This window comes from Clostridia bacterium (assembly GCA_028698525.1).
Classification (GTDB): Bacteria; Bacillota; Clostridia; order JAQVDB01; family JAQVDB01; genus JAQVDB01.
The window spans coordinates 1-2,291 of sequence record JAQVDB010000038.1 but is presented as its reverse complement, the minus strand read 5'-3'; the positions used below and the strand labels follow the sequence as shown (position 1 = coordinate 2,291).

2 protein-coding genes are annotated in these 2,291 nt (G+C 42.3%); both read right to left on the bottom strand.

The annotated features are described in order from the left end of the window. Nucleotides 1-706: ComF family protein (locus PHP06_06960; protein MDD3840299.1), on the bottom strand; the 706-nt coding region annotated here is incomplete at its 3' end. Beyond that, nucleotides 693-2,291 (bottom strand): AAA family ATPase (locus PHP06_06955; GenBank protein MDD3840298.1); only part of this gene is annotated, 1,599 nt, incomplete at its 5' end. The genes PHP06_06955 and PHP06_06960, both read right to left, overlap by 14 nt.

Sequence of the window (2,291 nt, the reverse complement as noted above, 5' to 3'; positions counted from 1 at the left end):
CATATATCTTGTTTGCACCGTATTTTTTCAGCGTTCGGCTGCATTCGTTTATAGTAGCTCCTGTGGTATATATATCATCTATCAAAAGTATGTTTTTGCCTGATATTGCATCGGGTTTTACAACTTGAAATGCACCTTTTATATTCAACAGCCTGTCCTGTTTTTTTAGGCTGCTTTGAGATAGGGTATTTTGTTTTCTTATCAAAATATGGTTCATTACCTTCATCCCTTTTCTAAGGTAAATACCCAATGCAAGCCATTCTGATTGGTTAAAGCCCCTCTCTTTTAGCCTTTGTCTGTGCAAGGGTACCGGTATTATGTAGTCTATATGGGTCCAACAAGTATCCTCTAAAATATCCACCATAAAGCCTGAAAGGGAGGTATACAGATCCCTGTTTTTATGGAATTTGTATTTGGATATGATATTTTTAACGGGCTGGGTATAATAAAATACAGACCTTGCACCATCGAAATAATGCACATCTATGCTGCAATCAGGGCAATAGTCAGATTGATATGTGTGAGGCAGTTGCTTGCCACATTCCAGACAGAACCTTCCCCTGATCAACGGCAAACGAGTCCAACATCGCCCACATACAAAATGCCGATAGATGGTAGCATCTTTTGCACCACATACTATACACTCACACCAGGGCGGAAAAATCATATTCTTTAATACATCGGCATACAGCCTAGCTACGTTCATCCCATCTTACAAATTCCTCCTTCAACCTCCTGTCCAAGGCAGAAAAACGCTTTGCAATATGGTTGTTGGCTATCATTTTTCCCATAATGGCTTCCCTTCCTACTACCACCACCAAATCCCTGGCCCTTGTGACTGCAGTATACAATAAATTTCTGGTCATCAGCATAGGTGGTCCCCAGCATAAAGGTATTATCACTGCCGGGAATTCACTGCCCTGGCTTTTATGGACAGAAACCGCATATGCAAGTTCCAATTCATCCAACTGGCTGAATTCATAGCTTACAAGTTTATCATCATCTAATACAACCTTTAGCGTCCTGTCCTGTTTGTTTATATCTGTTATATAACCCACATCTCCGTTAAAAATCCCCAATCCTTCCCTATCTCTTCTGTCTACCCAGTTTATCTTTTCCCACTTCATTTGATAGTTATTTTTTATCTGCATCACTTTATCCCCTACACGATAAATGTTTTCCCCTTCAATATATTCATTTTTATCCCGGGAAGGAGGGTTTAACACTTTTTGCAACTGTATGTTCAGATTTCTTACTCCTGTAGTGCCCTTTTTCATGGGAGAAAGAACCTGTATGTCCTTGAGGGGATGGAGTTTAAAATATTTGGGCAACCGCAGCGAACACAAGTCTATAACTGTATCCAGTATATCCCCAGGTGAAGCCTTTCGGTCCAGATAAAAATCCTTTTCCCCGATATTCACATAAGGCATCAATCCCTGATTTATCCTATGGGCATTCACTATTATCATACTCTCTTCTGCCTGTCTGAATATCTCCTGCAGCCTCACTGTCTTTATTATGCCGCTGTTGATTATATCCCTCAATACATTCCCCGGCCCAACTGAAGGAAGCTGATCCACATCCCCTACCAAGATGAGGCGGGTACCGGGTGCTATCGCTTTGAGCAGGCTGTTCATAAGCAATATATCCACCATGGAAACTTCATCCACTATCACAACATCTGTATCCAGCGGGTTTAATTCATCCTTGGAAAACACATCTATCTGTTCGTCCTCACTAGGTCCGTATTCCAACAGTCGGTGGATAGTCTTTGCCTCCTGCCCGGTAGTCTCAGTCATCCTTTTAGCTGCCCTTCCGGTAGGGGCGGCCAATGATATGGTTACCCCTTGTCTTTTCAGCATTCTTATTATGGCATTTATTATGGTGGTCTTTCCTGTTCCGGGACCGCCGGTTATCACCAGCACCCCATTTGTCATGGCCTCTTTTACCGCTTGGCGCTGGTGCTGGGCCAGCTTTATGCCTTGTTCAAACTCCACCGTCTTTATGTCGTTATCCACATCTATGTTTATCTGTTTCGCCTCTGAAAGGATGAGTCTTATCAATCTTTTGCATACATTCATTTCCGCACGGTAAAATGCAAGGGAATATATTATTCTCTCTCCGTCTTGTTGCTCCACAATTATCTGTTCACGGTTAAACAATTCTTTTATAGAATGTTGTACCAGGTCTGCGTCCACATCTAATAACCGGCAGGTATCCTCTATCAACGTGCTCTCGGGAAGATAACAATGGCCGTTGGCAGCGCACTTTGTGAGCACAAATTTGATACC